At 64.7% G+C, this 21,436-nt stretch carries 21 protein-coding genes; 14 read left to right on the top strand and 7 right to left on the bottom strand.

Going from position 1 to position 21,436, the window contains the following annotated elements; genetic code table 11:
- Window positions 1-152 precede the first annotated feature (152 nt).
- Together QBK88_RS16075 and QBK88_RS16070 are read left to right on the top strand one after the other, a co-directional pair.
- Window positions 153-1,841 (top strand): molecular chaperone HscC, encoded by a 1,689-nt coding sequence (locus tag QBK88_RS16075; protein ID WP_277962808.1) that lies wholly within the window; start codon window positions 153-155, stop codon window positions 1,839-1,841.
- Window positions 1,838-3,433 carry a J domain-containing protein gene (locus tag QBK88_RS16070; RefSeq protein WP_277962807.1) on the top strand — a complete coding sequence of 532 codons (1,596 nt, stop codon included), beginning with the start codon at window positions 1,838-1,840 and terminating at the stop codon, window positions 3,431-3,433. Before QBK88_RS16075 ends, QBK88_RS16070 begins: the two co-directional genes overlap by 4 nt.
- Before the next feature lie 45 nt (window positions 3,434-3,478).
- Here QBK88_RS16070 and QBK88_RS16065 read toward each other — a convergent pair whose 3' ends face one another.
- From QBK88_RS16065 to QBK88_RS16055, 3 genes are all read right to left on the bottom strand, one after another.
- Complete coding sequence (locus QBK88_RS16065) at window positions 3,479-4,270, bottom strand: OmpA family protein (RefSeq protein WP_277962806.1); 792 nt, start codon at window positions 4,268-4,270, stop codon at window positions 3,479-3,481.
- 47 nt (window positions 4,271-4,317) lie between these two features.
- Window positions 4,318-4,719 carry a DUF4398 domain-containing protein gene (locus tag QBK88_RS16060; protein ID WP_268144922.1) on the bottom strand — a complete coding sequence of 134 codons (402 nt, stop codon included), beginning with the start codon at window positions 4,717-4,719 and terminating at the stop codon, window positions 4,318-4,320.
- Window positions 4,720-5,013: 294 nt separating this feature from the next.
- Window positions 5,014-5,358, bottom strand: a complete 345-nt coding sequence (locus QBK88_RS16055; protein WP_277962805.1) for a pilin assembly protein — start codon at window positions 5,356-5,358, stop codon at window positions 5,014-5,016.
- A gap of 208 nt (window positions 5,359-5,566) precedes the next feature.
- On the opposite strand from QBK88_RS16055, the gene ppc reads away from it, so the two are divergent.
- From ppc to QBK88_RS16030, 5 genes are all read left to right on the top strand, one after another.
- Window positions 5,567-8,215: a phosphoenolpyruvate carboxylase gene (ppc, locus tag QBK88_RS16050; RefSeq protein ID WP_277962804.1), complete on the top strand. Its 2,649-nt coding sequence runs from the start codon at window positions 5,567-5,569 to the stop codon at window positions 8,213-8,215.
- Between the two features lie 292 nt (window positions 8,216-8,507).
- Window positions 8,508-9,155: an adenylate kinase gene (gene adk / locus QBK88_RS16045; RefSeq protein ID WP_277962803.1), complete on the top strand. Its 648-nt coding sequence runs from the start codon at window positions 8,508-8,510 to the stop codon at window positions 9,153-9,155.
- Window positions 9,156-9,237: 82 nt separating this feature from the next.
- The gene (tsaB, locus tag QBK88_RS16040; RefSeq protein WP_277962802.1) at window positions 9,238-9,912 is read left to right on the top strand and encodes a tRNA (adenosine(37)-N6)-threonylcarbamoyltransferase complex dimerization subunit type 1 TsaB; all 675 of its coding nucleotides are present in this window, start codon (window positions 9,238-9,240) and stop codon (window positions 9,910-9,912) included.
- Between the two features lie 163 nt (window positions 9,913-10,075).
- The gene (locus tag QBK88_RS16035; RefSeq protein WP_277962801.1) at window positions 10,076-10,372 is read left to right on the top strand and encodes a hypothetical protein; all 297 of its coding nucleotides are present in this window, start codon (window positions 10,076-10,078) and stop codon (window positions 10,370-10,372) included.
- Window positions 10,333-11,238, top strand: coding sequence for a DUF72 domain-containing protein (locus QBK88_RS16030; RefSeq protein ID WP_277962800.1), 906 nt, complete (start codon window positions 10,333-10,335; stop codon window positions 11,236-11,238). Before QBK88_RS16035 ends, QBK88_RS16030 begins: the two co-directional genes overlap by 40 nt.
- Window positions 11,239-11,284: 46 nt before the next feature.
- Here the strand turns inward: QBK88_RS16030 and QBK88_RS16025 are convergent, their stop codons facing one another.
- Window positions 11,285-11,770 carry an LEA type 2 family protein gene (locus tag QBK88_RS16025; RefSeq protein ID WP_277962799.1) on the bottom strand — a complete coding sequence of 162 codons (486 nt, stop codon included), beginning with the start codon at window positions 11,768-11,770 and terminating at the stop codon, window positions 11,285-11,287.
- A gap of 126 nt (window positions 11,771-11,896) precedes the next feature.
- Here QBK88_RS16025 and QBK88_RS16020 point away from each other — a divergent pair, with 126 nt between their 5' ends.
- The gene (locus tag QBK88_RS16020; RefSeq protein WP_277962798.1) at window positions 11,897-12,436 is read left to right on the top strand and encodes a hypothetical protein; all 540 of its coding nucleotides are present in this window, start codon (window positions 11,897-11,899) and stop codon (window positions 12,434-12,436) included.
- On the opposite strand, the gene QBK88_RS16015 is transcribed toward QBK88_RS16020, so the two are convergent.
- Window positions 12,426-12,902, bottom strand: a complete 477-nt coding sequence (locus tag QBK88_RS16015; RefSeq protein ID WP_277962797.1) for a YchJ family protein — start codon at window positions 12,900-12,902, stop codon at window positions 12,426-12,428. The two genes, QBK88_RS16020 and QBK88_RS16015, sit on opposite strands and share 11 nt — an antisense overlap.
- Before the next feature lie 4 nt (window positions 12,903-12,906).
- The gene (locus QBK88_RS16010; protein ID WP_277962796.1) at window positions 12,907-13,404 is read right to left on the bottom strand and encodes a DUF6231 family protein; all 498 of its coding nucleotides are present in this window, start codon (window positions 13,402-13,404) and stop codon (window positions 12,907-12,909) included.
- 147 nt (window positions 13,405-13,551) lie between these two features.
- Here QBK88_RS16010 and QBK88_RS16005 point away from each other — a divergent pair, with 147 nt between their 5' ends.
- The 4 genes from QBK88_RS16005 (at window position 13,552) to QBK88_RS15990 (ending at window position 16,218) form a co-directional block, all read left to right on the top strand.
- Entirely contained in the window at window positions 13,552-14,253 is a 702-nt protein-coding gene (locus QBK88_RS16005) for an OmpA family protein (protein ID WP_277962795.1), read from the top strand.
- A gap of 90 nt (window positions 14,254-14,343) precedes the next feature.
- Window positions 14,344-15,072 (top strand): OmpA family protein, encoded by a 729-nt coding sequence (locus tag QBK88_RS16000; protein WP_268144905.1) that lies wholly within the window; start codon window positions 14,344-14,346, stop codon window positions 15,070-15,072.
- A 116-nt stretch (window positions 15,073-15,188) separates the two neighbouring features.
- A complete protein-coding gene (locus tag QBK88_RS15995; protein ID WP_268144902.1) occupies window positions 15,189-15,467 on the top strand; it encodes a DUF1145 domain-containing protein in 279 nt (92 codons plus the stop codon).
- The gene (locus QBK88_RS15990; protein WP_277962794.1) at window positions 15,460-16,218 is read left to right on the top strand and encodes a collagen-like protein; all 759 of its coding nucleotides are present in this window, start codon (window positions 15,460-15,462) and stop codon (window positions 16,216-16,218) included. The genes QBK88_RS15995 and QBK88_RS15990 overlap by 8 nt, the downstream gene beginning before the upstream one ends.
- 6 nt (window positions 16,219-16,224) lie before the next feature.
- Here the strand turns inward: QBK88_RS15990 and QBK88_RS15985 are convergent, their stop codons facing one another.
- Window positions 16,225-16,689 (bottom strand): CopD family protein, encoded by a 465-nt coding sequence (locus tag QBK88_RS15985; protein WP_268144898.1) that lies wholly within the window; start codon window positions 16,687-16,689, stop codon window positions 16,225-16,227.
- 96 nt (window positions 16,690-16,785) lie between these two features.
- On the opposite strand from QBK88_RS15985, the gene dinG reads away from it, so the two are divergent.
- Both dinG and QBK88_RS15975 read left to right on the top strand, forming a co-directional pair.
- Entirely contained in the window at window positions 16,786-18,930 is a 2,145-nt protein-coding gene (dinG, locus tag QBK88_RS15980; protein WP_268144896.1) for an ATP-dependent DNA helicase DinG, read from the top strand.
- An 84-nt stretch (window positions 18,931-19,014) separates the two neighbouring features.
- Complete coding sequence (locus QBK88_RS15975) at window positions 19,015-21,315, top strand: beta-agarase (protein ID WP_277962793.1); 2,301 nt, start codon at window positions 19,015-19,017, stop codon at window positions 21,313-21,315.
- Window positions 21,316-21,436: the final 121 nt, after the last annotated feature.

The raw sequence follows: 21,436 nt of genomic DNA, 5'->3' as shown, positions 1-21,436 counted from the left end.
CAGCGCGTGTCCCCCGACGCGACAGGTCCGCTGCCACAGGGTAAAGATCATTAACGCCCGCGGCGCATTGCGCTACCATCGCGCCCCTGTCTCAAGATGATGGCATGCATGGTGGCCTCACCATGGCTGCCCCTGGAAAAGGAGTTCTGCCCATGATCGTCGGCATCGACCTCGGCACCACCCACAGCCTGATCGCCGTCTGGCGCAACGACACCACCGAGCTGGTGCCCAACGCCTTGGGCAGCGTGCTGACCCCAAGCGTCGTGGGCCTGGACGATGAAGGCCGGATTCTGGTCGGCCAAGCCGCCAAGGAACGCCTGCACACCCACGCCGCACGCACTACCGCGCTATTCAAGCGCTACATGGGCAGTGCCCAGGAAGTACGCCTGGGCGAGCGCCTGTTCCGCCCCGAAGAACTCTCGGCGCTGGTGCTCAAGAGCCTCAAGGAAGATGCCGAGCGCGCCTTTGGCGAGCCGGTGACCGAAGCGGTGATCAGCGTGCCCGCCTATTTCAGCGACGCCCAGCGCAAGGCCACGCGCATTGCCGGCGAACTGGCCGGGCTGAAGGTCGAAAAACTGATCAACGAGCCCACGGCAGCGGCCCTGGCCTACGGCCTGCACCAGAAGGACAAGGAAACTTCGTTCCTGGTGTTCGACCTGGGCGGCGGTACCTTCGACGTGTCGATTCTGGAGCTGTTCGACGGCGTGATGGAAGTGCGTGCCAGCGCCGGCGACAATTTCCTCGGCGGTGAAGACTTCGACAGCGTGCTGGTGGAGCACTTCGTGCGCCAGCACGCTGACCTGCCCCCCTTGGAAAACGTGCGCCAGGCGCTGCGCCGTGAAGCCGAGCGGGTGCGCAAGAGTCTGGGCCAGCAAACCAGCAGTGACTTCGTGCTGCGCCTGGGGGGACGCGAGTGGGTACACGCTGTCACTCAGGACCAGTTGGCCGACCTGTACGCGCCCTTGCTCGAACGCTTGCGCGCGCCCATCGAACGGGCCCTGCGCGATGCCCGCATCCGCGTCAGCGACCTGGACGAAGTGTTGCTGGTGGGCGGTACCACCCGCATGCCGCTGGTGCGCAAGCTGGCAGCCGGGCTGTTCGGGCGGTTCCCGTCCATCACCCTGAACCCCGATGAAGTGGTGGCCCATGGCGCTGCGGTGCAAGCGGCGCTCAAGGCACGCTCGGCGGCACTGGAAGAGGTGGTGTTGACCGATGTCTGTTCCTACACCCTGGGCATCGAGGTGTCGCAGACCATCGGCCAGCGCCAGGAAGGTGGCCATTACCTGCCGATCATCGAGCGCAATAGCGTCGTGCCGGTCAGCCGGGTGAAGACGGTGCATACCCTGAGCGACAACCAGGAGCACGTACTGGTGAAAATCTACCAGGGCGAGAGCCGCCTGGTGAAAGACAACGTTGCCCTGGGCCAGCTGGATATTCCGGTGCCCCAGCGTGCCGCCGGTGAAGTGGCCCTGGACGTGCGGTTCACCTACGACAGCAACGGTATCCTCGAAGCCCAGGTGAGCATCCCGCTGACTGGCGAGCAACACGCCCTGGTGATTGAAAACAACCCTGGCGTACTCAGCCCTGCCGAGATCCAGCAACGCCTGCAAGCGCTGTCGCAGCTCAAGGTTCACCCCCGCGACCAGCAGGTGAACACGGTGCTGGTGGCCCGCCTCGAGCGCCTTTACCAGGAAAGCCTGGGCGACGCGCGCCAGCAGATCAATTACTGGGCCAGCCAGTTCCAGCAGGCACTGGACAGCCAGGACGAGCGGCAGATCCGAGAAATGCGCCAGCAGTTGAATGAGCGCCTGAAGGAAGTGGACCAGGGCCTGTGGCAATGAGTGACGTCTATCTGGATTGCTGGGGCGTGCTGCAACTGGATGAAGAGGCCGATGAGCGCAGCATCAAGCGTCAGTATGCGCGGCTGCTCAAGGTCCACCGGCCAGATGAAGACGCCGAGGCCTTCCAGCGCCTGCGCGAAGCCTATGAGCAAGCGATGGGGATTGCCCGCTGGCGGTCCGAGGCCGATGAGGATGAACGGGCGCCGGTGGTTGCGCCGGCCCTGGCATCACCCTCTGAACCCAGCACCCCGCCGGTCGAGCCAGCGGCGCCCAGCGAAGCCGGTGCATCGACGCTGCTGGACCAGTTGGGCACCGATAACCTCGCGGCCCGTTGGCGCCAGGCGCTGGAGCAGCACTGCGACCAGGCTTTCGAGCAGGGGCTGGCACTGCGTTGCCTGATGGCGAGCCCGGCCTCTGCCACGTGGCTCGCCTGGGGGCTGGGGGAGCGTCAGTGGCTCACGCCATTTCAGCGTATCCAGCTCAACGATGGCCAGCAGCGCGCCCTGGTGCAGGCCGCGTTCGCCCAGTGCCGGGGTATCCTGCAGGGGCATTTGCAGGCGGGGGATGAGCGCCCCTTTCTGGCCGAGCTGCAACGGTGGGCCGCGCAGCCCTGGTTGAGTGCTTTCGACCGGCGCCTGGACCTGCAGGCCATGGTGCTGGAGTTGTTCCACCAGCACAGCCACTGGAGCGCGGCCTTGTTCGACCGGGTGTGCCAACTGTTTGGCTGGGACGTGCGCCAGGGTGTGATCCCCCAGCCCGCCTGGGTATTCCACGCCCTGATCGCGCGAAGCGAGGAGCAGGCCTGGTGGCAACGCCTGTGTGCGCTGGCCGAGGCCGAGAACCCTGAGCATCGCAGCGACCGCCTGGCGGCGCGGCTGTTGTTGACACCGTTGTCGCGGCGCCAGCAGATCGCTATGACTCGCACGTTCATCTTGGCGGACTGGCAGGCTTGCCACGACCTGGCCAGCCAGCTCGTCCACCAATACCCGCGTTTGCTGGGCCAACTGCCCCACGAGGATGCATTTTTCTGGCAGCCGCTGATGCCCCGGCCGTTCGATGAAAAAGATCTGGCAAAACTCTGGAGCGGGGCCTTCGTGGTGTCCATGCTGCATCTGCTGGCAGGGCGCAGCAGTGTCGGCGACTGGGGCGCACAGGTGTTCGCCAGCCTCTTCATCAGCCTGCTGCTGATTGCCGTGGCACGCTGGGGCATGAACTTCTGGGCGTGGACGGCGGATCGCTGGTTGGGTGCGGACGTCTGGCTCACCGAGCGCCTGGTGCCGGCGGCCTTCAATCGGGATGGCCAGGCCTTGCTGATGCGCCACGGGCTACCGTGGTTGGCGCTGGCAGGTTATGTGTGGTTGAACCTGGGGGTTCTGGGGCTGGCGACGATGCTTGCCATCGGTATCCGTGAGCGGTTGAAGGCCCCGACGCCGGACCAGGCCGTGGACTGGCTCAAGCCGTGGCGTGTGCTGTCAGCGGTATTTGGCTGGGATCGGGTGCAGACGGTGACGGCATGGGCCATGATCGCGGTGATCGTCGCGGCGCAGTTGCTGCACCCTGTCTACCCGCTGACCACCGGCCTGCGCCCCTGATACAAGTGTGCCGGCCCTGGGGCCGGCACGTTGGGCGCAGCGCGATCAGTTAGCGGAGCTGATCGAGGAGCGCGGTGCCACGGGCTGGTTGTCGTTGGAAATGGTCACTTCCACGCGACGGTTCATGGCACGGCCAGAGACGCTGGTGTTGTCGGCAACCGGGTAGTCCTTGCCGTAGCCTTGGGAAACCACGCGGCTTGGGTCCACGCCCATTTTCACCAGTGCGGTGGCCACGGAGCCTGCACGGCGGTCGGACAGGCTCTGGTTATAGGACGAAGTACCGGTGCTGTCGGTGTAGCCTTCGACGATCACCTTGCGGTCCGGGTTCTGTTGAAGGAACTGGGCCAGTTTGTTGACGTTGGTGATGCCGGTGGATTTCAGTTCGGCCTTGTTCACGTCAAACAGCACGTCGCCAAAGGTGACCACGGTGCCGCGGTCGGTCTGCTTGGCGTTGAGGCTATCCTGCAGTTGCTTGATCTGCGCGTCACGGGCATCCAGGCGGGCCTGGGCGCGCTGGGCAGCGGCATTCTTCAGGTTGGCCTCGGCGGTACGCAGGGCGATGGTCTGCTTGGCCACTTCCACGCGCTGGCTGGTCAGGTAGGCCAGTTGGTCCACGTCGCGGCTGTCGTCATGGTTCAGGAAAGCCTTGTCGGCCTTGTCCATGTAGTCGGACGCGTCCTTGGTTTCCAGAGCGGCCACCTGGCTGGCTTTCGGGTTGGCCTGCAGGGCCTGGAAGTTGGTGCGGGCCTGCTCCAGGTTAGGGTTGGGCTTGGTGGCGCAGGCAGCAAGTGCCACGCTGGCGGCCAACAGGGCAGGGATCATCAATTGTTTACGCATGGTCTTCATCCTTTGATCGAATACGAGTGGCGATGGCTGAGCGCGGCTTACTGCTGCTGCACGCTGCGCTGGCCTTCTTCACGCAGGTCCTGGACCCCGGCGCGAGCGTCCTGCACAGCCTTCTCGGCCTTGGCGGCCTGGGCTTTGCGCTCGGCGACGCGGGCATCCCACTCGGCCTGTTCGGCGAGCATGCGGGCCTTGTCGTATTGCTTGTCATGCATGGCCAGTTCGGCCTCTTTGAATTTGTCCTGCGCCGCTTTCATCTCCACGGCGGCGAATTCGGTACCGCCAGCGCTGACGGCGCTGTTGACCGCCGACTGGGTGACGGCATATTGCTCGGTCGGTGGCTTGCCGGCGCAGCCGGCGAGGATGAAGCTGGTACCCAGCGCCAGGGCAGCCAGTTTCAGCCCACGCAGGTGTTTGGAAGTTTTGGCAGTGCTGGTCATCATGATTGCAACTCCATTGGCTAACTCCTGAAAAACGTCGCCCAAGACAGATCATCCTTGCGAGCCCACGACAGGGGGGCCGAAGCCACGATTCGAAGGGTTTTTCTGTGATGGCTTAATGGCTCCGACCAAACCGATTTTTAATTGGTTCACTCGAATTTTGCGAAGAGTCGGAAATTCTTGACTGCGGGGGCAGGGGATCTGGCGTGTTCTTTTCCCCCGCTTCGCCCGGCCCCCCAGAGGAGGGACCTGCTATCCCGGCAGGACCGGGCGAAGCTCGGAAACCAGGCGATGCACTCAGTGCTGAGGCTCGTCAGCCTTGGCGGCCATGTCATGCAGGTAGCGCCGTGACAGCGCCAGGAACCGCGGGGTAGGGCCCACGTCCTCATACAGCGGGTCGCCTTCCTCGTCGGTGGCGATCACCTTCTGCCCCTTGATGTAGGGGAAGCTGCCCTCCAGTTCTTCCAGCGCCGCGCCAATCAGTTCACCCAGCAACTCCTCGGGGTGGTGCTTGGGGTACATCTCGGTGATCGCCGCCAGCCGGGCCGCCGACTCCATGTCCAGGTGGATGTTGTAGCCGGTGGGGCTCAGGCGTCCCTTGGCGTTCTGTTCCCAGTGTTGCGCAAGCTCGCGGATTTTCATGTCGACCTCATTGATCAGTCTGTTCGGGGCCATGGTTTGAGCGTAGCCCCGATCGGCCTTTTGAACACAGGTGGCCGTTGCCCTTGTCAGAATCGAGCGCGCTGGGCACTCTTGGGGGTAGAGCGGTTTTTCCTGTGCTTGTTCAATGGCTAGGTCGACAAACCTGCGATGGGCGGCACCCCGAACAACAATCAAGGAGACTGTGCCGATGACCGAGATCGATGCGCGCCTGCGCGAAGATGTGCACCTGTTGGGCGAGTTGCTGGGCAATACCATTCGCGAGCAGTATGGCGAGGCGTTCCTGGACACCATCGAGCGTATCCGCGCCGATGCCAAGGCCGACCGCAACAGTGGCCCGGACAACGGCAAGACCGCCACCGAACAGTTGAGCACGCGCCTCAACGATCTCGACGAGCAGCAATTGCTTCCCGTGGCGCGGGCCTTTAACCAGTTTCTCAACCTGGCCAACATCGCCGAACAGTACCAACTGATTCGCCGCCGCGACGAAGACCAACCGCCGCCCTTCGAAAACGTGGTGCTGGCCCAGTTGCTGGAAAAGCTCAAGCAGGCCGGCCACGGCGCCGAGTCCCTGGCCCGGCAGGTGGGCCGCCTGGAGATCGAGCTGGTGCTCACCGCGCACCCCACCGAGGTAGCGCGGCGCACCCTGATCCAGAAATACGACGCCATTGCCGCGCAGTTGGCCGCCCAGGACCACCGCGACCTGGTGCCCGCCGAGCGCGAGCAGATCCGCCAGCGCCTGCAACGGCTGATCGCCGAGGCCTGGCACACCGAGGAGATCCGCCGCACCCGGCCCACCCCCGTGGATGAGGCCAAGTGGGGGTTCGCGGTAATCGAGCATTCCCTGTGGCACGCGGTGCCCAACCACCTGCGCAAGGTCGACCAGGCGCTGCATGCCGCCACCGGCCTACACCTGCCCCTGGAGGCCGCGCCCGTGCGGTTTGCTTCGTGGATGGGCGGCGACCGCGACGGCAACCCCAATGTCACCGCGCCGGTCACCCGCGAAGTATTGCTGCTGGCCCGCTGGATGGCCGCCGACCTGTTCCTGCGCGACGTCGACCACCTGGCCGCCGAGCTGTCGATGCAGCAGGCTAGCCAGGCCTTGCGCGAGGCCGTAGGTGACAGCGCCGAGCCGTACCGCGCATTGCTCAAGCAACTGCGCGAACGTCTGCGTGCCACCCGTAACTGGGCCCAGGCTTCATTGGCGCAGGCGCAGCCAGCTCCCGCCGAAGTGCTGAGCAACAACCGCGACCTGCTGGCGCCGCTGGAGCTGTGTTTCCAGTCCCTGCACGAGTGTGGCATGGGCGTGATCGCCGATGGCCCGCTTCTGGATTGCCTGCGCCGGGCGGTGACCTTCGGCCTGTTTCTGGTACGCCTGGACGTGCGCCAGGACTCGTCGCGCCATACCGCGGCGCTGAGCGAAATCACTGATTACCTGGGCCTTGGGCGCTACGCCGATTGGGATGAAGAAACCCGCATCACTTTCCTGCTGCAGGAGCTCAATAGCCGTCGCCCCTTGCTGCCCGGCTACTTCAAGCCGGCGGCCGAGACCGCCGAGGTGCTGGCCACCTGTCGCGAGATCGCTGCGGCACCTGCGGCTTCGCTGGGGTCCTATGTCATCTCCATGGCGGGCGCTGCCTCGGATGTGCTGGCCGTGCAATTGCTGCTCAAGGAGGCCGGTGTGCAACGGCCCATGCGCGTGGTGCCGCTGTTCGAGACCCTGGCCGACCTGGACAACGCCGGCCCGGTGATCGAGCGGTTGCTGCTGTTGCCGGGGTACCGCAGCCGCCTGCATGGCCCCCAGGAAGTGATGATCGGTTACTCCGACTCGGCCAAGGACGCCGGCACCACCGCTGCCGCCTGGGCGCAGTACCGGGCCCAGGAAAACCTGGTGCGCATCTGTCACGCGCAGAACGTCGAACTGCTGCTGTTCCATGGCCGTGGCGGCACGGTCGGCCGTGGCGGCGGCCCGGCGCACGCGGCGATTCTGTCGCAGCCGCCGGGTTCGGTGGCCGGGCGTTTCCGCACCACCGAGCAGGGCGAGATGATCCGTTTCAAATTCGGCCTGCCGGACATCGCCGAGCAGAACCTCAACCTGTACCTGGCCGCCGTGCTGGAGGCCACACTGTTGCCGCCGCCCCCTCCGGAGCCGGCCTGGCGCGCGCTGATGGACGAACTGGCAGCCGATGGCGTCAAGGCGTACCGCGACGTGGTGCGCGAAAATCCGCAATTCGTCGAATATTTCCGCCAGTCCACCCCGGAACAGGAATTGGGCCGCCTGCCCCTGGGCAGCCGCCCGGCCAAGCGCCGCCAGGGCGGCATCGAAAGCCTGCGGGCTATCCCGTGGATCTTCGGCTGGACCCAGACCCGCCTCATGCTGCCAGCGTGGCTGGGGTGGGAAGCGGCGTTGAGCAAGGCCCTGGAGCGCGGGGAGGGCGAACTGCTGGCCAGCATGCGTGAGCACTGGCCGTTCTTCCGCACCCGCATCGACATGCTGGAGATGGTGTTGGCCAAGGCCGATGCCGACATTGCCCGCTTCTACGACGAGCGCCTGGTGCAGGATTCCCTCAAGCCGCTGGGTGCGCATTTGCGCGACCTATTGTCGCAGGCGTGCGCGGTGGTGCTGGGCCTTACCGGCCAGTCGCAACTGTTGGCCCATAGCCCGGAAACCTTGAAATTCATCAGCCTGCGCAACACCTACCTCGACCCTCTGCACTTGCTGCAGGCCGAGCTGTTGGCCCGTTCCCGCGGGCGTGAAGCAGCTCAGGACAGCCCTCTGGAACAGGCACTGCTGGTGACCGTGGCCGGTATCGCCGCTGGTCTGCGCAATACCGGCTGAGGCTGGCGAAGGGCCGCTGGCGCGTCCACTATCTGTGAGGGGACCGTGCCGTCACACAGCACCGGGTCGCAACCGCCAGCGGTTGCACCCGGCGCCACCGGCAAGGGGCGTGCGCATGGGACGCAGGTTGTTCCTGCTTTGGACGGCTTGTGTGGCTGTGGCACGCTGTGTATCTTGATCAGCCTTTTGGCCGTTTTTGTGGCCACCAACCGATTTTGGGATTGGCTTCAAGCAGTTAGCTGCGCTGAGGCGGGTCTGACGATTTCCATATAAAAAGTTGAGGAGCACATCGATGCGCGTAATTCTGCTGGGGGCTCCCGGGGCCGGCAAAGGCACTCAGGCCAAGTTCATCACTGAAAAGTTCGGCATTCCGCAGATCTCCACCGGCGACATGCTGCGTGCCGCGGTCAAGGCCGGCACTGAACTGGGCATCAAGGCCAAGAGCGTGATGGACGCCGGTGGTCTGGTCTCCGACGACCTGATCATTGCCCTGGTCAAGGAGCGCATTGCCCAGGCCGATTGCGCCAAGGGTTTCCTGTTCGATGGTTTCCCGCGCACCATTCCTCAGGCTGAAGCGCTGGTGAGCGCCGGCGTCGCGCTGGACCACGTGGTCGAGATCGCCGTCAAGGACGAGGAAATCGTTCAGCGCATCGCCGGCCGTCGTGTCCACGAAGGCTCGGGCCGCGTCTACCACATCGTCTACAACCCGCCGAAGGTGGCTGGCAAGGACGACGAGACCGGCGAAGACCTGGTTCAGCGCAAGGATGACACCGAAGAAACCGTGCGCCACCGCCTGGCCGTGTACCACGAGCAGACCGAGCCGCTGGTGGCCTTCTACCAGAAGCTGGCCGCTGCGCAGGGCAAGCCGATCTACAACCACATCGAAGGTGTGGGCTCGGTAGATGCCATCACCGCCAAGGTGCTGGCGGCACTGAGCTGATCGAAACCTCGATCAATTGACGGCCCGCTTGCGGGCCGTTGACGTTTATAATGTTGCACTTTTTTTTCTGATGGATTGCCCGATGACCACCTTGCTGGCCCTGGATACCGCTACCGAAGCTTGCTCCGTTGCTCTGCTGCATGACGGCAAGGTGCTGAGCCACTACGAAGTGATTCCGCGCCTGCATGCGCAGAAGTTGCTGCCCATGATCCAGACGATACTGGGCGAGGCGGGTATTGCCCTGTCGGCGGTGGATGCCATCGCGTTCGGCCGTGGCCCGGGTGCGTTCACCGGGGTCCGCATCGCCATCGGCGTGGTCCAGGGCCTGGCCTTCGGCCTGGACCGCCCGGTGCTGCCGGTGTCCAACCTGGCGCTGCTGGCCCAGCGCGCCTTGCGCGAGCAGGGCGTGCGCCAGGTGGCGGCCGCCATCGACGCGCGCATGGACGAGGTGTACTGGGGCTGCTACCAGGCCGACGGCGATGAAATGAGGCTGCTGGGCGATGAGGCCGTGCTGGCCCCGGAAGCCGTCAGCCTGCCGGCTGGCGCCCAGGGCGACTGGTACGGTGCCGGTACCGGCTGGGGCTACGGTGAGCGTCTGGCCGTCCAGCCCGCGGGCTTCGACGCGACCTTGCTGCCCCATGCACTGGATCTCATTACCCTGGCCAAGGGGGCGTGGGCCCGGGGTGAAGGCGTTGCCGCCGACCTGGCGCAGCCAGTGTACCTGCGCGACAAAGTGGCTACGCCAAAAGCCCGTTGAGCGACGAGTGGCGCCGCTAACTGCTCGTTTTTTGAGCAGTTCATCGGCTGAACGTCACCAAGGGTAAACCTTTTCCGAGAACTGTGGTCTAGTTATCACTAGGGCATTTGCCAACCCTACGGGGTGCCGCTAAATTGCCATCATCGGACAAGAGTCAGCAGTCATGCGTGTAGACGGTTATTCGTCGAGTTCCTACCCCATCAAACGCAAGCCCCGCAAGGCGCAGGCGCGGGTGGACGACGCCGATGACCTGGAAGGCGAATTCGAAGTTCAGCCGTCTGCCCAGCGCAGTACCTCGCGCAGCGCTGGCGCCACCAGCAACGTACCTGCCCGCCAGCAAGACATGATATTCCCGCGCTCCATGAGCCGCCGCGTGGCCACTGCCCTGACCAGCTACCTGACGACCTCCACCTTCGTGGAATGGGATGGCGAAGTGCTGGGCCTGGACGTGCACATCTGACAGTGTCGGCGTTACCGTACTACCTCGGTTGTCCTTCCTGGAGCGAGCTGGCCTGGCGCGACCACCTGTACCCGGCCGATGCCAAGCCCACCCAGTTCCTGCAGCTGTATGGGCAGGTATTCAATGCCGTCGAAGGCAACACCACCTTCTATGCCCAGCCGGCTGCCAGCACCGTGGCGCGTTGGGCGCAGAGCATGCCCGAGCACCTGCGCTTCACCGCCAAATTCCCCCGCGAGATCAGCCACGGCGGCGACCTGCGTGAGCGCCTGCCCGCAGCCCATGACTTTACGCGCCTGCTTGAACCGCTGGGCGCCCGGGTGGCGCCCTACTGGTTGCAGCTTCCGGCTACCTTTGGCCCCGAGCGCCTGGGCGAACTGGTGGCGTTCCTGGACGACCTGCAACGCCCGGTCGCCGTTGAGGTTCGCAACCGAGCATTTTTCGCCCGTGGCGATGAAGAGCGAATGCTCAACCGTTTGCTGATGGCGCGCCAGGTGGAGCGCATCTGCCTGGACCCGCGGGCACTGTTCAGTTGCACTGACCAGACGGCCGCAGTGCTCGACGCCCAGTTCAAGAAACCCAAGGTGCCACCGCGCCCGACGGCATTCAGCCAGAGTCCGCAGGTGCGCTTTATCGGCCACCCGACCCTTGAGGCCAATGACCGGTTTCTGCTGCAGTGGGTGGCGAAGATCGCTGAGTGGATAGAGGAGGGGCGCACGCCTTATATTTTCCTGCACACCTCCGACAACCACCGCGCGCCGCTGCTGGCGCGACGCTTTCATGAGCAGCTGATGGCGCGGTTGCCGGGGTTGCCAGCGCTCCCGGAAATACCGCGAGAGCCGGTGGCGGAGCAGTTGGGCCTGTTATGACTTTGCTGCTGCACACCCTGTGTGCCCGGGCGAAGCGCTGCGATCCTTAATGACGTATCAACTCTTTTGCCACCACCTCGCCACTGCGGCGCAGTACTACCTCCCGACCAAACACCAGCCCTGTCTTCAACTCGCCCTCCAGCCGGTAGGGAATAGGCCGGTCCGGATGGCGCAGCAACTTCACCACGTCGCGCAGGTGTTCCCACAGGTTGGTGCGCACCGGCACGTCGAAGGGTTCGCTGGAGTGGCCGTCCACACTCAGCCATTCGTCGTATTCGCCATCGGCCAGGAGGATGCCGGCCAGGTACACCCGGTAGCGCAGGCCGCTGACCGTCAGGCTGTCGTCATTGGGGTTGTCGATACGAAAATGCAGGACGAAGCGCTGTTGCATCAGCTTGGCCTTGACCACCTGCACGCTCACCAGGTGCACCTCGGGGTCTTTGCCGTCGTCGGCGAACCAGCTGGCGCAGCCGCTCAGGCCCGCCCCCAGGCCCAGGCAGACGATGACCCAGCGCAATGTCCTCAAGACCATGGCCAATCCCTCGTGATGCCTTGAGTCTAACAACCCTCGGCCGACTTGTTGGCAAAAACGCGGATAGTCCATACTGACAGTCATTAATGTCGAAGCGCCATTGCCCAGAGGGGCAGGAGGCACACTATGGGGCTGTTCGAAATCGTCTTTCGGGGCGAATTGGTCGCGGGGGCGCACCTGGCCCTGGTCAAGGCCAACCTGGCAAAACTGTTCCAGGCCGATAGCACGCGCATCGATGCGCTGTTCAGCGGCCGGCGACTGGTGCTCAAGAGCGACCTGGACCCGCAAGCCGCGGAAAAATATCGCGCTACCCTGGAGCGCGCTGGCATCGTGGTGGCGATCGAGCCCGTGCCGGTGCAGGTCGAGGAAATAGAAATGGCGCCGCCACCGGATGCGCCGGGCTTCCAGCGCCGGCCCTCGAACAAGCTGGAGCAGCCTTGGGTGCCGCGGGACTGCTATATGGCCGCGTTTGCAGACGTCCAGGCGCCAGCCTACGACGTAGCCGAGGTGGGCGTCGACCTGCAGGCGCAAAAGCCAGCCGTGCAGGCGCCGCAGGTGAACCTGGCGCAGTTCAGCCTCGCGCCGGCAGGCAGCGACATGGGCCAGGCCCGCGGACCGGCGAAGCCGCCGGCACCGGACACCAGCCATTTGAAGCTTATACCGTGAGGTAGCTGGCGCAGCACTTCTTGAATTTCTGCCCACTGGCGCATGGGCATGCATCGTTGCGGCCGGCCTTGAAGGGCACGGTGGGGTCGATGAAATACCAGCGCCCGGCGTTCTGCACGAATGAGGACCGCTCGCGGTGGCTGTGCTCGCCCGTGGCGTCATGCCAGCGTGCGGTAAACGTGACAAAGGCGTGCTCGGGCTGGCCGCCGAAAACCTCGGCGCTTTCCACCGTCAGCCCCAGCCAGGTGCTCTGGGCACTCCATTCGGCGATGGCCTGGCGGTCCAGGCCGGGCTGCTGCACCGGCAGGGTGGTGGCCACCAGGTAGTCGATCAGGCCCAGTACGTAGGCGCTGTACCGCGAGCGCATCAAGGCCTGGGCGTCGGGGGCCGGCAGGCCGGCGTGATAATGGCCGCAGCAGGCGCTCAGCAGGTTGCCGCTGCCGCAAGGGCAAATACTCGTGCTCATCGGGTTACCACCAATACTTCCCAAAATTTTCCGGGTTGGCCCAGAACCGCGCGTTCAGCCAGTCGGGGACTTGCTTGTATTCGCGCAGATCATAGGTGAACAGCGTCAGCACCTGGTCGTCGCGCTGGAAGCGCTCGCTGGCCTGCAGCGCCAGGGCGTAGAAATCGGTCTCCTGCCAGCCGCTGGCAGCCAGGTCCACCAGCACCGCGATGCGGCTGGCGTTGAGGTTGCGGATGCCCCCCAGCAACTCTTGGCCCGTGCGCTTGGGCATGTGTTCCAGGCAGTCCACTACCACCGCGAGGTCGAAGCGCTGCCCGGCGACTTCGGTGGGCAGGGTGCCGGGCGCCGCCTGGGCGACGATCGTGTCAGGGTGGGCTTGCCTGAAGGCCGTCAGCGCCGGGAAGTCGGCCGCGCCTACCAGCAACAGGCGGGGCGGTGCATAGCGGTCCAGCAGGGCCGCGAGCGCCTGTTGCGGCGTGCGCGCAGAAAAGCTGTCAGTCATTGAGCATCCTCGATCAGAACTGCCAAGGATAGGCCTGTTCGCGCTGGCGGCCTAGCCTGTATGGCTTATTGCTGGCGCATCTGCAAACTGCCGTCTTTACTCCCATTGCATCGGTTATCCGCCGATTCCCCTTAGGAGAGAGACCTGATGAGCATAGTGAGTAAGGCATTACCTTTGGTACTGCTAGCCAGTGTGTTGACTGGTTGCGCAGGGTTGCAGAAAACCGACTGGCCCAAGTGCGCGGCGGTGGGTGGTGTTACCGGTGCGGCGTTGGGCTCTATCCAGAATTCGACCTTTGCCGGGTGGGGTGTGCTGGTGGGCGGCGGCGTGGCCGCGGCCTATTGCTGGGTGCATGGCGATGGCGACGAGGACGGTGATGGTGTGCCGGACAGCCGTGACAAGTGCCCGCACACCCCTCATGGCACGCCGGTCGATGCCACCGGTTGCCCATTCCCGGCGCCAGCGCCGCCACCTGTTGCCGAGCCTGCCCCGTTGCCCAAGCAGGAAGTCATCGTCATCCGCGATGTGCACTTCGAGTTTGACTCGGCGCGCTTGACCGGGCCTGACAAGGTGGAACTGGACAAAGTAGCCACCAAGCTCAAGACCGAGGCAGCCTCCACCCAACTGACCGTCACCGGCCACACCGACAGCGTCGGCAAGCCCGGGTATAACCAGAAACTGTCGCAGCGCCGGGCTCACTCGGTGGTCGATTACCTGGTCAGCGTCGGCATTCCACGGGCCAGTTTCGTCTCCATCAGTGGCGCCGGGGAAACCCAGCCTGTGGCTGACAACAAGACAGCAGACGGGCGCGCCCAGAACCGCCGTGTGGAGATCCGCCTGGACCGCTGAAAACGGTAGGGTTGGCGGCTTGTGAACTCTCACGGGCCGGTCTTTACTCCTGTGTGACCGGCAAGGGCCGGTGACACAGGAGCATTTCATATGAGATCAATCTGGCGGGCAGCACTCCCCGTTCTTCTGGTCAGCAGTGTTCTTTCCGGTTGCGCCACTACCAGTGATGGCAGTGCCCCGCTCAATCAAAGGAACTGGCCTATCTGCAGCGTCATCGGTGGTGTGGCAGGGGGTGGCCTGGGTGCCATCAAGAGTTCTTCGTGGGCCGGTGGCCTGGGGGTTCTGGGCGCTATAACCGGCGGCCTGATCTGTTTTGCCCAGGATGGCGACGAGGACGGCGATGGCGTGTTCGACCGTCGCGACCATTGCCCCGGCACCCCACCCAATACCCCAGTCGACCACATGGGCTGCCCGTTGCCGCAGTACCCGGCGACTGCCAAGGCGCCCGAACCGCCGCCACCGCCACCTGAAGAAGTGATTACCCTGAGCGATGCAGGCAACGTGCTCTTCGCCTTCGATTCGTCGGCGCTGACGGCCGAAGCCCGCAGCCAGCTCTCGGCGCTGCTGGGCAAGCTCAAGGCCGCCGATGTGGTCAGCATCAAGGTCGTGGGCAACACCGACAGCAAGGGCAGCGACGCCTATAACCAGAAACTCTCGGAGCGGCGCGCTGACAGCGTGGCTCGGTTCCTGATCAGTCAGGGCATACCGGCCGGCAAGGTGACCAGCGAGGGTGATGGCGAGCGCAAGCCAGTGGCTGACAACAGCACCGATGAGGGCCGGGCGCAGAACCGCAGGGTAGAGCTGCATATCAACCGCTGACGAAGCTGCCAGCGGTTAGCTGCAAGCTGCAAGCTGATGGGCGTTGCCTTTAGCTTGCAGCTTGCAGCTCCCCCCGTTACTGTGCTGGCAAACAACAATCATTCCGGGGAAAGGACATGGCATTGCTCTGGGGCCTGGGCAAGGGCCTGACGGTACTGTTCTGGTGGGTGGTACTGTTGAACCTGTTCATGCCCGCTACTTATCCGTTCAACCTGCTTATCAACATCGCCGGTGCCGCGTTGATGCTGTTGCATCTGCTGGAAGTGTTGCTGTTCCGGGCCAGTCTGCGCGGCCGCAGCCATCCCTGGTTTGACCGCCTGCAGATCCTGCTGGTGGGTATTTTTCATGTCCGTTCAATCCCGACCCGGTCGGTGCAGGAGAGCAACAATGCGTAGGCTGTGTCTGGTAGCGGCGCTGTTCACGCCTTTGGCGATGGCCGATAGCCTGAGTGTCGAACCCCATTCCCTGATGCGACTGCCGGGCAAGGACGGGGTGCTGACCCTTGACCGCCTGGTGATCGAGGATTACGCCACCCTGTTGGTGCCCGACAACCTGGTGGAACTGAAGGTGGGCGAGTTGCAACTGGGCCATGAGGCGCGTATCGCCATCGTGCCCGGTGCCCAGCAATTGCGTATCGAAGCCCGCCATGCGGCGCTGGGGGAGGGCAGCCAGATCCTCGCACGCGGTGCGCCGGGCACCTATGAGAAGGACGCCCTGCCGGGCCGTGACCTGCAGTTGCAATTGCAGTCGCTGCAAGGCGCGCAGCTGTCGGTGGACGCCCGTGGCGGCGCTGGCGCGCCGGGCTATTTCGGCCTCGATGGCGGCAGCGGTACCGAGCCGGGTTGCCTGTGGGGTGAGGCCGGCCACGGCGCCAATGGGCTCAATGGCGGCAATGGCCACGATGGCGCCGCGGGGGCGCAGGTGCACCTGCAACTGCCGCGTGACTATCCGGCCGAGGCTATCAAGGTGCAGGTCGACGGTGGCGCCGGTGGCCAGCCGGGTGCGCCTGGCAAGCCTGGCCCGGGCGGCAAGTCCAAAGGGTGCTTTGTCTACGACACCGCAGGCGGCAAGGCCGGCCGGGCTGGCCAGCCGGGCGAACCGGGCGTGGCCGGCCGCGCGGGCGCGCTGACGGTCCAGCGTCTCTGACGGCTGTCAGAACGGTGGTCGCGCCGCGGCCACCGCCACCACCACGAAGCCAATGATCAGGTTGATACCCACCAGCCGGCGAATCTGCGCCAGGCTGGTGGCGCCTGTCTGCCAGTCTTCGGCTTTCACCGCTTGGGTAAAGGTAGGCAATTGCAGGGTGGTGATGCGCACGAACAGCGCCACCATCACCAGGTACAGGCCCATCATCACCTGCACATAACGCGGCGCGGTCTCGAAACCGCTGAAGCTGATCTGGATCATGCCGATGCCACTTATCGGAAGAATCAGCACCGCCAGCCAGACCCAGAGAAAAAAGCGTCGGAAAACTTCCGCCCACAGCTTCATCCGTGCTGGCCCTTCCAGCGCTGTAACCACCGCCGGGCGCAGCACCAGCCAGGCGAAGAACATGCCGCCGACCCAGATCAGCGCTGCCCAGACATGCAGGGTGTAGAGGGGAGCAAAGGCTGCCATGTGGATCTCCGTTCAGCGCGCGAGGATTTAGCGGGGTATGATAGCGGCCCAAATCGAAACACTGAAAATTTATCCAGGCGTTCATGCCCCAGAACCATGATCAGTAACGAACTCAAATCCCAGATCCAGGGCGCCTATTCGCGTTTCCTCGAAGCCAAGAGCCTCAAGCCCCGCTACGGCCAGCGCTTGATGATCGCCGAAGTCGCCAAGGTGCTGGGCGACATCGACTGCGACGACGAAGGGCGACGCTCGGGCGACTGTGCCGTGGTCGCGGTCGAGGCAGGCACCGGTACCGGCAAGACCGTGGCGTACAGCCTGGCCTCGATACCGGCTGCCAAGGCGGCGGGCAAACGCCTGGTCATCGCCACGGCCACGGTCGCGTTGCAGGAGCAGATCGTCTACAAGGACCTGCCCGACCTGATGAAGAACAGCGGGCTGAGCTTCACGTTCTCGCTGGCCAAGGGACGTGGCCGCTACCTGTGCCTGTCCAAGCTCGACGTACTGCTGCAGGAAGGGCACGCCCAGACGGCCACCGCTCAGTTGTTCGAGGAGGAAGGCTTTCGCATCGAGGTGGACGAGGCCAGTCAGAAGCTGTTCACCAGCATGATCGAGAAACTGGCCGGCAACAAATGGGACGGTGACCGCGACAGTTGGGCCACCGCGCTGGAAGACAAGGACTGGGCGCGGGTGACCACCGACCACAGCCAGTGTACCAACCGCCATTGCCCCAACTTCCAGCAGTGCGCCTTCTACAAGGCCCGCGAAGGCATGGGCAAGGTGGATGTGATCGTCACCAACCACGACATGGTGCTGGCCGACCTGGCCCTGGGCGGCGGCGCCGTGCTGCCTGACCCGCGCGACACCATCTACGTGTTCGACGAAGGCCACCACCTGCCGGACAAGGCCATCGGCCATTTCGCCCACTACACGCGCCTGCGTTCCACCGCCGACTGGCTGGAAAGCACGGCCAAGAACCTGACCAAGTTGTTGGCCCAGCACCCGTTGCCGGGCGATCTGGGCAAGCTGATCGAACAGGTGCCGGAGCTGGCCCGCGAGATCAAGACCCACCAGCAGTTCATGTTCAGCGCCTGCGAACAGCTGGCCGACTTCCGTGCGGGTGAAGACATGGAAGGCCGCGAGCGGCCACGCCATCGCTTTGAAGGCGGCGTGGTGCCTGAGCACATCCGCGAAATCGGCATCGAGCTGAAGAAGGGCTTCGCCCGGCTCAACGATCTGTTCACCCGCCTGACCGAATTGCTCAAGGAAGGCATGGACGGTGAGAAAAGCATCGGCATCGCCAGCCACCAGGCCGAGGAGTGGTACCCGCTGTTCGGCAGCCTGCTGTCCCGTGCCCAGGGCAACTGGGAGCTGTGGACGGCCTTCACGGCCGAAGACCCGGAAGACAGCCCGCCCATGGCGCGCTGGCTGACCCTGGCCGACAGCGGCGCGATGTTCGACATTGAAGTCAACGCCAGCCCGATTCTGGCGGCCGAGATGCTGCGCCGCACCCTGTGGAATGTGGCGCACGGTGCCCTGGTGACCTCGGCGACACTGACCGCGCTGGGCAAGTTCGACCGCTTCCGCATGCGTGCCGGCCTGCCCAAGGCAGCGGTCACCGCTGTGGTACCGAGCCCCTTCCACCACGCCGACGCCGGCGTGCTGAGGGTGCCCGACCTGCGCGCCGACCCCCGTGACGCGGCGGCCCACACCGCGGCGATCATCCGCGACCTGCCGGGCCTGGTCGAGGGTTCGCGCGGCACCCTGGTGCTGTTCTCCTCTCGTCGGCAGATGCAGGACGTGTTCGACGGCCTGGACCGCGACTGGCGCCGCCAGGTGTTCATCCAGGGCAACCTGTCCAAGCAGGAAACCCTGAACAAGCACAAGGCCCGCGTCGATGGCGGCGAGTCCAGTGTGCTGTTCGGCCTGGCCAGCTTCGCCGAGGGCGTCGATTTGCCGGGTGCCTACTGCGAACACGTGGTCATCGCCAAGATTCCCTTCGCGGTACCGGACGACCCGGTGGAAGCGGCGCTGGCGGAGTGGATCGAAGCCCGTGGCGGCAATCCGTTCATGGAAATCGCCGTGCCCGACGCTTCACTCAAGCTGATTCAGGCCTGCGGCCGTCTGCTGCGGACCGAGCAGGATCGCGGCACCATCACCCTGCTGGATCGCCGCCTGGTGACCCAGCGCTACGGCAAGGCGATCCTCAACGCCCTGCCGCCATTTCGCCGCGAAATTTCCTGAAGCGGGCAGGGCTACAATGCCCTGTTACGCTGTCTATACACCTGATCGAGGCCGACACCGGCCATCAAGGAGAGCTGGAACCCCATGATTCGCCGTTTGTTGCCCGTTGTATTCGCAGTGTTGTTCACCACCCCGCTGATGGCAGCGCCGGGTGCCCAGCAGACGCTGTTCAACTTCGTTCGTCCTGCCGACGTGGTGCAGGTAACGACCGCGGATGCCAGCCTGCCGCAGTACAATGCCGAACAGACGGCCGAAGGCGAAGTGTTGCGCCGGGTGACCTTCAGCCCTGTGCCCGTCCCCAGCCTCACCCTCAAACCGCAGACAGGTGCCTGGGATTGGTCAGCTGATGGTGCCATGACCCTGCGCGCGCAAAGTGCCATGGACTGGGCCGTGACCCTGTACGTGAAAATCCAGAGCAACGACGGCAAGACCCTCACCAGTCGCATCGACCTGCCAGCCGGCCCGGCGCAGACGCTGGTCATCCCGTTGCACGCCAGCTCGCCCTTGAGCCAGGGTATGCGCGCCGCGCCGCCGATGCCCTGGGTGCAAGATGGCCAACGTACCCTGCTGGCCAGCAGTGAGGGCGAGTTGACCGCCAGCCAGGTGGTGTCGGTGACCTTGTCCATGGACAAGCCAGCCGTGGCGCAGAACATCCTCCTGGAACGCTTCGGCGTGGTGGAGGGCGATGCCCTGCAGAAAGCCGCTTATACCGCTATCGTCGACGAATACGGCCAGTTCAGCCGTGGCCGCTGGCCGGAGAAGGTTACCAGCGATGACCAGCTCAAGACCGCGGCCACTCGCGAACAGCAGCAGCTCAACGGCTGGCTGGCCGAGCGCGAGAAGGCGCCGCTGGACAAGTTCGGCGGCCTGACCCAGGGCCCGGCTTTCAATGCCAGCGGCTTCTTCCGTACTGAAAAGCGCGACGGCCGCTGGTACCTGGTAACCCCGGAAGGCCACCCGTTCTACTCCCTGGGCGTCAACGCGGTGACCGCCGATGGCGACCGCACCTACGTGCAAGGGCGCGAATGGATGTTCACCCACCTGCCCAAGGCTGATGAGCCCGAGGCCCAGTACTACGGCCAGAGCAACAACCAGGACGGCAATGGTTCATCCGTGGGCCGTGGCTTCGGCAGCGGGCGCTGGTTCGATTTCTATGGGGCCAACCTGCAGCGTACCTACGCCGAGCCTTGCACGCCGACACCGCAGGCCCCATGCCAGCCCCGGCCGTTCGACGCCATTCGCTGGCAGAAACACACCCTGGACCGTCTGCAAGCCTGGGGTTTCAATACCGTGGGCAACTGGAGTGCACCGGCCCTGGAAGGCAACCAGCGCGTGCCTTATGTATTGCCGCTGTCGATCGTCGGTGACTACGCCAGCATCAGTACCGGCATGGACTGGTGGGGGCGCATGCCCGACCCGTTCGACCCGCGTTTCGCCATGGCCACCGAGCGTGCCGTGGCCATTGCCGCCCGCGACCACCGTGACGATCCGTGGCTGATCGGCTACTTCGCCGACAATGAACTGGCCTGGGCAGGCCCCGGCAACGACCCCAAGGCCCGTTACGCGTTGGCCTACGGCACGTTGCGCCAGACCACCGACGTACCGGCCAAGCGCGCCTTCCTCAAGCAGTTGCGTGACAAGTACCGCAACCAGGAAGGCCTGTCCAAGGCCTGGGGCATCAACCTGCCCGCCTGGGAACTGATGGAAGACCCTGGTTTTGAAGCACCGCAGCCCAACCCCGAACACCCGGAAATCGAGGCTGACCTCAAGCAGTTCCAACGCGTTTTCGCCGACACCTACTTCAAGACCATTTCCGATGCCCTGAAGTGGCATGCGCCCAACCATCTGCTGCTGGGTGGCCGCTATGCCGTGTCCAGCCCCGAGGCCGTGGCGTCCTGCGCCCAGTACTGCGACGTGCTGAGCTTCAACTTCTATACGCCCAAGCCACAGGATGGCTATGACTTCGCGCGCTTGCGCGAGCTGGACAAGCCGGTGCTGGTGTCCGAATTCACGTTCGGCTCCCGTGACCGCGGGCCGTTCTGGCCGGGGCCGATGGAAGTGGCCAGGGAAGAGGACCGCGGCAACGCCTACGCCACCTTCCTGAAGGCGGCGCTGCAAGAGCCGACGATCGTCGGCGTGCACTGGTTCCAATACCTGGACCAACCGGTGACCGGCCGTTTGCTGGATGGCGAGAACGGCCACTTCGGCCTGGTGGGTGTGACGGACGTACCCTACCAGGGCTTCGTTGGCGCGGTGCGCAAAAGCAACCTCGACAGCCTTGACCAGTTAGCCAAGGCGTTGAAAACCGCCCCGGCCCCTGAAGCCGGCGGCAAGAGCGCCGAGCATGGCCACGCCGAGGGCCACCGCGGCGGCGGTCACCCTTAGCGAGACCCTGCTGCAACTGTCCTGGTGTGAGGGCCGGCAAGCCAGCCCTCACGAAAGACATTGGCCTGAGCCCAGGCAAAACCTTCCCGGTAAGCAGAAAGTTACCTACCACCTGGCAAGC

The sequence above is a fragment of the Pseudomonas sp. RIT-To-2 genome (genome assembly GCF_029623465.1).
Taxonomy (GTDB): Bacteria; Pseudomonadota; Gammaproteobacteria; order Pseudomonadales; family Pseudomonadaceae; genus Aquipseudomonas; species Aquipseudomonas silvicola.
This window is presented reverse-complemented; position numbering and strand designations above follow the sequence as displayed.

Coding starts and splice junctions, on each gene's coding strand:
- QBK88_RS16075 (WP_277962808.1), top strand. CDS start 153: ATGATCGTCGGCATCGACCTCGGCACCACCCACAGCCTGATCGCCGTC.
- QBK88_RS16070 (WP_277962807.1), top strand. CDS start 1,838: ATGAGTGACGTCTATCTGGATTGCTGGGGCGTGCTGCAACTGGATGAA.
- QBK88_RS16065 (WP_277962806.1), bottom strand. CDS start 4,270: ATGCGTAAACAATTGATGATCCCTGCCCTGTTGGCCGCCAGCGTGGCA.
- QBK88_RS16060 (WP_268144922.1), bottom strand. CDS start 4,719: ATGATGACCAGCACTGCCAAAACTTCCAAACACCTGCGTGGGCTGAAA.
- QBK88_RS16055 (WP_277962805.1), bottom strand. CDS start 5,358: ATGAAAATCCGCGAGCTTGCGCAACACTGGGAACAGAACGCCAAGGGA.
- ppc (WP_277962804.1), top strand. CDS start 5,567: ATGACCGAGATCGATGCGCGCCTGCGCGAAGATGTGCACCTGTTGGGC.
- adk (WP_277962803.1), top strand. CDS start 8,508: ATGCGCGTAATTCTGCTGGGGGCTCCCGGGGCCGGCAAAGGCACTCAG.
- tsaB (WP_277962802.1), top strand. CDS start 9,238: ATGACCACCTTGCTGGCCCTGGATACCGCTACCGAAGCTTGCTCCGTT.
- QBK88_RS16035 (WP_277962801.1), top strand. CDS start 10,076: ATGCGTGTAGACGGTTATTCGTCGAGTTCCTACCCCATCAAACGCAAG.
- QBK88_RS16030 (WP_277962800.1), top strand. CDS start 10,333: ATGGGATGGCGAAGTGCTGGGCCTGGACGTGCACATCTGACAGTGTCG.
- QBK88_RS16025 (WP_277962799.1), bottom strand. CDS start 11,770: ATGGTCTTGAGGACATTGCGCTGGGTCATCGTCTGCCTGGGCCTGGGG.
- QBK88_RS16020 (WP_277962798.1), top strand. CDS start 11,897: ATGGGGCTGTTCGAAATCGTCTTTCGGGGCGAATTGGTCGCGGGGGCG.
- QBK88_RS16015 (WP_277962797.1), bottom strand. CDS start 12,902: ATGAGCACGAGTATTTGCCCTTGCGGCAGCGGCAACCTGCTGAGCGCC.
- QBK88_RS16010 (WP_277962796.1), bottom strand. CDS start 13,404: ATGACTGACAGCTTTTCTGCGCGCACGCCGCAACAGGCGCTCGCGGCC.
- QBK88_RS16005 (WP_277962795.1), top strand. CDS start 13,552: ATGAGCATAGTGAGTAAGGCATTACCTTTGGTACTGCTAGCCAGTGTG.
- QBK88_RS16000 (WP_268144905.1), top strand. CDS start 14,344: ATGAGATCAATCTGGCGGGCAGCACTCCCCGTTCTTCTGGTCAGCAGT.
- QBK88_RS15995 (WP_268144902.1), top strand. CDS start 15,189: ATGGCATTGCTCTGGGGCCTGGGCAAGGGCCTGACGGTACTGTTCTGG.
- QBK88_RS15990 (WP_277962794.1), top strand. CDS start 15,460: ATGCGTAGGCTGTGTCTGGTAGCGGCGCTGTTCACGCCTTTGGCGATG.
- QBK88_RS15985 (WP_268144898.1), bottom strand. CDS start 16,689: ATGGCAGCCTTTGCTCCCCTCTACACCCTGCATGTCTGGGCAGCGCTG.
- dinG (WP_268144896.1), top strand. CDS start 16,786: ATGATCAGTAACGAACTCAAATCCCAGATCCAGGGCGCCTATTCGCGT.
- QBK88_RS15975 (WP_277962793.1), top strand. CDS start 19,015: ATGATTCGCCGTTTGTTGCCCGTTGTATTCGCAGTGTTGTTCACCACC.